Source organism: Spirabiliibacterium mucosae (genome assembly GCF_014884965.1).
GTDB lineage: Bacteria > Pseudomonadota > Gammaproteobacteria > Enterobacterales > Pasteurellaceae > Spirabiliibacterium > Spirabiliibacterium mucosae.
Genome location: NZ_JABTBO010000040.1, coordinates 1 through 8,869 on the forward strand (window position 1 = coordinate 1; position 8,869 = coordinate 8,869).

The following is an 8,869-nucleotide window of genomic DNA, read 5'->3' on the forward strand; positions in this document are numbered from 1 at the left end:
TTAACTTCTTCACGATAGCGTGTCGTTGTGGAGGCGTATTATAGGCAAAATATTTATCCTTGCAAGCGTTTTTTGATCATTTTTTCTTTTTCGCCTCTCAAGTGATTATTAAACAAACAAATCACTTATTTTAACCCCCCCCAAGTGCGATTAACACTTGGGAGAGACGAAGGATTACTCTACCGTTACCGCTTTGGCGAGATTGCGCGGTTGGTCAACGTCGGTGCCTTTAATTAAAGCGACGTGATAGCTGAGCAACTGCATCGGGATGGTGTAATAAATCGGCGCCACCACTTCATCCACGGTTGGCATGGCGATAATTTTCATATCCGAGGTGGATTCAAAGCCGGCTTTTTCATCGGCGAAGACATACAGCTGGCCACCGCGAGCGCGCACTTCTTCAATGTTCGATTTGAGTTTTTCTAACAAATCGTTGTTCGGTGCCACCACCACCACGGGCATATCCGCGTCGATCAGCGCCAGTGGCCCGTGTTTCAACTCACCTGCGGCATAGGCTTCAGCGTGAATGTACGAAATTTCTTTCAGTTTAAGCGCACTTTCCAGCGCGATTGGGTAGTATTCACCGCGGCCTAAGAACAAGGTGTGGTGTTTTTCAGCAAAATCCTCTGAAAGCTGCTCGATCGTGCTGTCAAACGCCAGTGCTTGCTCAATTTTGGCCGGCAGGCTTTGCAACGCTTTGACAATCCGCTGCTCTTGCGCGTCGGTCATGTTGCCTTTTAATTTGCCCACCGCAACCACCAGCAGTAACAAAGTGACAAGCTGTGTGGTGAAGGCTTTGGTGGAGGCCACGCCAATTTCCACGCCTGCGCGGGTCATGAAGGCCAAGTCGCTTTCACGCACCAGTGACGAACCTGGCACGTTGCAGATGGTCATCGCGCTCATGTAGCCCTTTTCTTTCGCTAAGCGTAAGGCAGCCAAGGTGTCGGCGGTTTCGCCTGATTGTGAAAGTGTGATCAGCAAGCTATTTGGGCGTGTAACAAAAGTGCGGTAGCGAAACTCGGAGGCGATCTCCACATCGCAACCCACACCCGCGAGGGATTCAAACCAATAACGCGCCACCATGCCTGCGTTATAGCTGGTACCACAAGCAACAATCTGAATGTGCTCGACTTTTTCTAAAATCTCACGCGCGCCGTTGCCGATGGCGTCAATCACCACCGAGTGGCCAGAAAGGCGCCCTTCAAGGGTGTTGATAATCGCCGATGGCTGTTCGTAAATCTCTTTTTGCATGTAGTGGCGGAATTTGCCTTTATCGGCTGCGTCGTTTTCCAAGTTGGAATCGTGCACAGCGCGTTCGACTTTTTCACCCTCGCGAGTATAAATATCAATCGTGCGGCGTGTGATTTCAGCAATGTCGCCCTCTTCGAGGAAAATAAACCGGCGGGTAACGCTCAAAAGCGCCAATTGATCGGAGGCGAGGAAGTTTTCCCCTAGGCCAAGGCCGATGACCAGCGGGCTGCCTGAACGCGCGGCAATCAGGTGCTCGGGTTCGTTTTTATCCATCACCACCATGCCGTAAGCGCCCTCAAGCTGCTTGACCGCACTTTGCACCGCACTTAAGAGTGAATCGCAGTGGCGGTATTCCCACTCCACTAGGTGGGCGATCACTTCGGTGTCGGTTTGTGATTGGAATTCATACCCGCGCGATTGCAAGGTTTTGCGCAAGCTGTCGTGATTTTCAATGATGCCGTTGTGCACCACTACAATGTCGTTGGACACATGCGGATGGGCGTTGCGCTCGCTCGGCTCGCCGTGGGTTGCCCAGCGGGTGTGAGCGATACCCGTGCCACCGAGCAGTGGTTTTTTCGCCACTGCTTCATCAAGGGCTTTTACTTTGCCCAAGCAGCGCACGCGCTGGAGGTTGTGTTGATGATCCACCACCGCAACACCAGCGGAGTCATAGCCACGGTATTCCAAGCGGTGAAGCCCTTCAATTAAAATTTCTGCCACGTCGCGTTGCGCCACGGCGCCTACAATTCCACACATAAAATGTCCTTATTAATTTGCAATAATCAGTTGCACTGAATGTTGTTCGATTTCTAACCGCACTTTGGCTGGCACCTCAGCGTCGGTGATTACTTGGTCAATTTGCTGCCAGTTGAGCTCACAATTGGGCATTTTGCGCCCGAACTTTTGCGCCTGCACCATCACCACCACGTTTTGCGCCGCGTCAGCCATCACTTGGCTCAACCCCACCACTTCGTTGAAGGTGGTGGTGCCGCGCTCGTCGATGCCATCAGCGCCGGTGAACAACCAATCAAAATCATAGGATTTGATGGCCTGCTCGGCTATCACACCTTGAAATGAATCGGAGCGAAAATCCCAAGTGCCGCCTGTCATCAGCAGGGTTGGCTCATTGGGCAAGGTGCGGATTTGGTTGGCCACATCAAGTGAGTTGGTCATTACCACCAGGCCTTTTTTGTGGCCAAGCGCCTCAATCAACGCCGCGGTGGTGGAGCCTGAGTCAATGATAACCCGCTGGTTGTCCCCCACCAAGGCGGCCGCGGCTTTGGCGATGCGGCGCTGGCTTTGGGAAAACTGCAAGCCGTCAGTGTCAAGCAAGGCTTTGGCACCGCCATAACAGCGCACCAAAAGCCCGCGCTGCTCAAGTGCGGTCAAGTCTTTACGAATGGTCACCTCAGACACGCCAAAGCGCGCAACCAACTGCTCCACGTGTACGTGGCCTTGTTGGGTTAAAAGCTGAAGAATGCTCTCGCGTCTGTCTTGGGCTGCCATTTCGAACCTGTTATTTTGATGTTTCGGTTCGAAAGCATAATCGAAACACTTTCAAAAGTCAACCGCACTTTTGCGGCCATAAAAAAACCCCCGCGTGGCGAGGGCTTTTTGCAACTAACAAAAATTATTTTTTGACAGCGTCTTTCAGTGCTTTACCTGATACGAAAGAAGGCACTTTGGCGGCAGGGATTTTAATCTCTTTACCAGTTTGTGGATTGCGACCAGTGCGTGCTTTACGTTCATTCACTTTGAATGTACCAAAGCCGATCAATTGTACTGGCTCACCTTTTTTCAGGCTTTTGGTTACCGCTTCAAGAGTGGCTTCCAAAGCAGCTTTTGCTTGTTTTTGTTCAAGTCGGCAGCTGCTGCAATCGCATCAATTAATTCTGCTTTATTCATAATTAATAACCCTCATTTATTAGTGTTTAAAATAACTTTTGTATCAATTGAATAATCAATTTCGTTGGTTCAAGATCTGTTGAAAAACAGTCGATATAAGATTAATGCAAAGCACCAGAGATGAAAAGCATTAAATGCGCAAAATATGCGAGAAGTCACATTTAATGGTCAATTTTTATACCGATGTTGCTAATCCCACTGCCGCGCAGCTCATTTTTTAAGCTATTTAGCAGCTCTAAGTCCCGTTCTTCGGCGTCATTCAAGGCGCGATAGACCGACCATTGCAGGTCTAATTCCTCTTCAATCTCGCTGCTGGCTTTCAATTCTTGCTCATTTAATGTGCGATCTTGCTCCGCTTCAAGCAACTCGGCGACCGTTTTAAGCGAAATTTGGCTGACCAAAATCGACTGCGACAGCATCTCGCCTGAAATCAACGCGTGCAACAACTCAGACAGCGCCTGGGCGGCATCCACCGCGGGGAATACGCCGTATTCGTCAAAGTCATTGACATTCGGAATGATATCTTCAAATTTTTCCAGCTGGCTTTCAAAGTTGATTTTAGCCCCTTTGACGGTCAAATATTCCCACACCAAATTGAGAATGTTGTGATACACACGGCCGTAATCTTGCCCATGAAGTTGCCAAAATAGCGCAAAATTGGGCTGCATACGCTCGCAAAGTGCGGTCATAAACGCTAGATGTTGCCAGCTTTCAAACCGCTCTAAACGCTTGTGAATAGGGTTTCGCATAACTTATCCTTGATGAAACGAAGCTGACAGCCGATGCACGGCATCAACCAAAATTTTCGGGCTCTCCACCGGCACATCTTGATGAATGCCGTGACCGAGATTGAACACATGGCCTGTGCCTGGGCCAAAATCACGCAAGATTTCACTCACCGCACGTTCAATGGTCTCTTGCGAGCCATACAGTACGCTTGGGTCTAAATTTCCTTGCAACGCGACTTTATCGCCTACCCGTGCGCGCGCTTGGGCAATATCTACCGTCCAATCCAGCCCGATGGCATCACAGCCCGTGGCAGCAATGGCTTCAAGCCACAAGCCGCCGCCTTTGGTGAACAACGTCACGGGCACGCGGCGATTACGCGCGGTGCGTGTGAGGCCATCAACAATTTGGTGCATATATTGCAGTGAAAACTCGCGGTAATCACGGTGCGCCAGCACGCCGCCCCAGGTGTCGAACACCATCACCGCTTGTGCGCCGGCGGCAATTTGCGCATTGAGATACAGCGTCACGCTATTGGCGAGCTTGTCGAGCAATTGGTGCAACAAGTGCGGTTCGCTGTAAAGCATTTTTTTGATTTTGGTAAACGCCTTGCTCGTACCTCCTTCAACCATATAGGTGGCCAACGTCCACGGGCTGCCAGAAAAGCCAATCAGCGGCACTTGGCCGTCAAGCGCACGATAAATGGTGCGCACCGCGTTCATCACATAGCCCAGCTCCCCTTCAGGGTCGGGGATCGGCAAATTTTGCACCTCGCGGCTGGAGGTGATGGGGTGGGCAAATTTGGGGCCCTCGCCTGCGCCAAAGCTCAAGCCCAGCCCCATGGCGTCAGGAATGGTGAGAATATCAGAAAACAAAATCGCGGCATCTAAATCATAGCGGCGCAGCGGCTGCAAAGTCACTTCACAGGCCAGCTCGGCATTGCGGCACAGCGACATAAAATCCCCCGCCTGGGCGCGAGTTTGTTTGTATTCTGGCAAATAGCGGCCGGCTTGGCGCATCATCCAAATTGGCGTGGCGTCAACCTGCTCACGCAACAGCGCGCGCAAGTAGCGGTCGTTTTTTAATTCTGACATGATTCTTCCTTGTAATGTTGTTGTGTCAGCGCAATCAGCTTGCGAGCAATCGTCCCCACGGGCGGCAAGGGTGGCAGTGTGCCGTCAAGGTCAAACCACTGGGCATCACTGAGTTCATTTTCTTGAATGCAAATCTCGCCGCTTGCGTAATCCGCCAAAAAGCCGATCATCAATGAATTGGGGAAAGCCCAAGGCTGGCTGGCAACATAACGAATATTTTTAATGGTGATGGCGGTTTCTTCAAACACCTCCCGCGCCACGGTTTGCTCAAGGCTTTCGCCTGGCTCAACGAAGCCGGCGAGCACGGTGTACATTTTTTTCATTTTTATGGCGCAGGTGGTTGGCGAGCAAAATCTGCTTGCCGCGGCGCACCGCCACAATAATGCTCGGACATAAAATCGGGTAAGTGTGATGACCGCACTTTGTGCATGCCACCGCGCTGTCGTGTGGCTGCATGATACGCGTTGGCGCACCGCACTTGGCACAAAAGCGCTGAGTTTGGTAAAAATGGTGCAAACTCACGCCGCGGTTGAGCAGGTTAAACAGCGCCTCATCCCAGCCCAGGCAGGCGCGCAGCGAGGTGAATTCAAAAGTGCGGTCAGCGCAATCAAGCACCAGCGTGACAGGCGCGTCGTGATGCTGGCCAATCACCAACCCCGTCAGCCCCGCCAGCTCGAAGGCGTCCGCGCGCCCATAGGGTAATTCACCGTTAGGCAAATAGAGGCTGGAGCCTTGCGCAATCAGCCAATAACTGCAGTGTTCGGGTGCGATGGTGTGCATGATGCCTCCTAGAAAAAAGCCGCTTTATTTTGCAATAAAACGGCTTAACTCCCGCGCCGTTATTGCAGCAGCGAGATGTCTGCAATATGCAAGAACAGCTCACGCAGATTGAACAAAATGGCCAGGCGATTGTTGCGCAGTTTGTCATCGTCGCAGTTGACCATCACGTTTTCAAAAAACGCGTCCACGTTCTCTTGCAAGCCGCTGAGTTGCTCCAGCGCGCGTTGGTAATCGCCCGCGGCAAAGAGCGGTTGCAATTCGCGATTTAAACGCAGCACGTCGTCAGCAAGCGCCTGTTCTGCTGGCTCCACACACAAAGTGCGGTCGATGTCGCTTGGCACTTGGCCGTCGACTTTCGCCAAAATATTCGACACCCGCTTGTTCGCCGCTGCCAACGCCTCGGCCTGTGGCAGGTTGCGGAAGTGGGAAACGGCTTTCACACGCGCATCAAAATCCGCCGGCCGTGTTGGGCGGCGCGCCAGCACTGCTTGAATCACATCAATGCCAAAGCCTTCGTCTTGATACCAAGCGCGGAAACGCCCAAGCATGAAGTCAACCACTTCAGTGACCACATTTTTATTGCTCAGTTTGTCGCCATAGAGCGCGACCGCACTTTCCACTAGATTGTTCAGATCCAGTGGCAGTTTTTTCTCCACAATGATGCGCAGCACGCCAAGGGCAGCACGGCGTAGGGCGAACGGGTCTTTGTCCCCTTTCGGGTGTTGACCAATGCCGAAAATGCCGGTGAGGGTGTCGATTTTATCCGCCAGCGCCACACAGCAGGCAACCGCACTTTGCGGCAAGTCATCACCGGCAAAGCGTGGCATATACTGCTCGTTGAGCGCCACGGCCACTTCTTCGTCTTCACCATCGTGGCGAGCATAGTGCATGCCCATCACGCCTTGGGTGTCGGTGAATTCAAACACCATGTTGGTCATCAAATCACATTTTGACAGCAGGCCTGCGCGCTCGGCTTTGGCTTTGTCTGCGCCGATTTGTTCGGCGATGATGCCGCTTAAGCGTTCAATGCGGGCGGTTTTTTCCCGCAACGAGCCCAGCTCTTTTTGGAACAACACTGTTTCAAGGCGCGGCAAGTTGTCGGCCAATTTTTGTTTCAAATCGGTTTTGAAGAAAAACTCCGCATCGGACAAACGCGGGCGCACCACTTTTTCATTGCCTTCAATGATCTTGCTTGGATCCTCTGGGTTGATGTTGGAAACAAAGATAAAGTGCGGTAAAAGCTTGCCGTTTTTGTCATAAATCGGGAAGTATTTTTGGTCGCCTTTCATGGTGTACACCAGTGCCTCGGCCGGCACCGCCAAAAAGCGCTCTTCAAATTTGGCGGTCAGCACCACCGGGTATTCCACCAAAGAGGCGACTTCATCAAGCAAATCTTCTTCAATATCCGCCACGCCACCAAGCTGGGCGGCAGCTTTTTCGGCGTCTTGACGAATTTTGTTTTTACGCGTGTCAAAATCGGCCACCACCATGCCTTTTTCCAGCAAAATGGCGGGGTATTGATCGGCGTTGTCGATGCGCAATTCGCGCTCACCCATAAAGCGATGGCCGCGTAAAGTGCGGTCGGCTTTCACGCCCAAGATCTCACCTTCGATCAGCTCATCACCAAAGAGCATGGTCACGGTGTGCACTGGGCGGATGAATTGCACGGTTTTGTCGCCCCAGCGCATCGGTTTTGGAATCGGCAATTTTGCCAGCGCATTGGCCACCATGTCGGCCAGCAGCGCTTTGGTTTGCTTGCCCGCTTCCACGCTGCGATAAAACAGCCACTCGCCTTTGCGGTTTTCAGCCGCTCAGCTTGGTCAATCTCAATGCCACAGCCACGCGCCCAGCCGAGCGCCGCTTTGGTCGGCTTGCCGTCGGCATCGAAGGCGGCCGCCACCGCCGGGCCTCTTTTTTCAATCTCTTTGCTCGGCTGCTCGGTTAAAAGTGCGGTCACCTTCAGCGCCAAGCGACGCGGTGCGGCAAACCATTCCACTTTTTCATAACTCAAGCCCGCTTGTGCAAGCTCCGCCTTAACATTCTCCGCAAAGGCCAATCCTAACGATTTCAACGCCTTCGGTGGCAACTCTTCCGTGCCGATTTCAACTAAAAAATTTTGTGTTGTCATGTGACTATTCTCTATATCTTATAAATTCTGGTTAACCGTTTCTCGCAAAATACAACCGCACTTTTACTTACACATCGGGAAGCCAAGCGCTTCGCGGCTGGCGTAGTAGGCTTCGGCGACGCCTTTGGTCAGGGCGCGGATGCGCAGGATGTAGCGTTGGCGCTCGGTCACGGAGATGGCTTTGCGCGCGTCGAGCAAGTTGAAGCTGTGGGCAGCTTTCAAAATGCGCTCATACGCGGGCAGCGGCAGTGGTTTTTCCAGCTCCAGCAGGGCTTTGGCTTCTTTTTCGTATTGTTCAAAGCAGTGGAAGAGGAAATCGGTGTCGGCGTATTCAAAGTTGTAGGTGGACTGCTCCACTTCGTTTTGGTGGAACACATCGCCGTAGGTGGTTTTGCCTAGCACGCCGTCGGACCACACGAGATCATAAACGCTGTCCACGCCTTGAATATACATCGCCAAGCGCTCAAGGCCGTAGGTGATTTCGCCGGTCACCGGTTTGCACTCAAGGCCGCCGACTTGTTGGAAATAGGTAAATTGGGTCACTTCCATGCCGTTGAGCCACACTTCCCAGCCCAAGCCCCACGCGCCGAGGGTTGGGTTTTCCCAGTTGTCTTCCACAAAGCGGATGTCGTTTTGGGTTGGGTCAAAGCCGAGCATTTTCAGTGAGCCGAGATAAAGCTCTTGAATGTTGTCTGGTGAGGGTTTGAGCACCACTTGGAATTGGTAATAATGCTGCAAACGGTTTGGGTTTTCGCCATAGCGGCCATCAGTTGGGCGGCGTGACGGCTGCACATAGGCGCTCGCCATCGGCTCAGGCCCCAAGGCGCGAAGGCACGTCATCGGGTGCGAGGTGCCCGCACCCACTTCCATATCCAGCGGCTGCACAATGGTGCACCCAACTCGCCCAATAGTCTTGCAGGGCCAAAATCATTCCTTGAAAATGTTTTTACATTAAATTTGCTGTTCATTGCCAGTTCTCGTTTGC

4 protein-coding genes and 4 pseudogenes are annotated in these 8,869 nt (G+C 52.3%); all 8 read right to left on the bottom strand.

Annotated features, from left to right (window positions below; all coding sequences use genetic code 11):
• Nucleotides 1–174: 174 nt before the first annotated feature.
• Nucleotides 175–2,007, bottom strand: a complete 1,833-nt coding sequence (gene glmS / locus HPC37_RS10410; RefSeq protein WP_208123050.1) for a glutamine--fructose-6-phosphate transaminase (isomerizing) — start codon at nt 2,005–2,007, stop codon at nt 175–177.
• 12 nt (nt 2,008–2,019) lie between these two features.
• Nucleotides 2,020–2,757, bottom strand: a complete 738-nt coding sequence (locus tag HPC37_RS10415; RefSeq protein ID WP_208123051.1) for a DeoR/GlpR family DNA-binding transcription regulator — start codon at nt 2,755–2,757, stop codon at nt 2,020–2,022.
• A 124-nt stretch (nt 2,758–2,881) separates the two neighbouring features.
• Nucleotides 2,882–3,156 (bottom strand): annotated as a pseudogene (locus HPC37_RS10420) (HU family DNA-binding protein).
• A 161-nt stretch (nt 3,157–3,317) separates the two neighbouring features.
• Entirely contained in the window at nt 3,318–3,905 is a 588-nt protein-coding gene (locus HPC37_RS10425) for a YjaG family protein (protein ID WP_208123052.1), read from the bottom strand.
• Nucleotides 3,906–3,908: 3 nt separating this feature from the next.
• The gene (gene hemE / locus HPC37_RS10430) at nt 3,909–4,976 is read right to left on the bottom strand and encodes a uroporphyrinogen decarboxylase (protein ID WP_208123053.1); all 1,068 of its coding nucleotides are present in this window, start codon (nt 4,974–4,976) and stop codon (nt 3,909–3,911) included.
• Nucleotides 4,964–5,756, bottom strand: a pseudogene (nudC, locus tag HPC37_RS10435) (NAD(+) diphosphatase). Before nudC ends, hemE begins: the two are co-directional and overlap by 13 nt.
• 59 nt (nt 5,757–5,815) lie before the next feature.
• Nucleotides 5,816–7,884: pseudogene (gene glyS / locus HPC37_RS10440) on the bottom strand (glycine--tRNA ligase subunit beta).
• Between the two features lie 63 nt (nt 7,885–7,947).
• Nucleotides 7,948–8,852 (bottom strand): annotated as a pseudogene (glyQ, locus tag HPC37_RS10445) (glycine--tRNA ligase subunit alpha).
• Nucleotides 8,853–8,869: the final 17 nt, after the last annotated feature.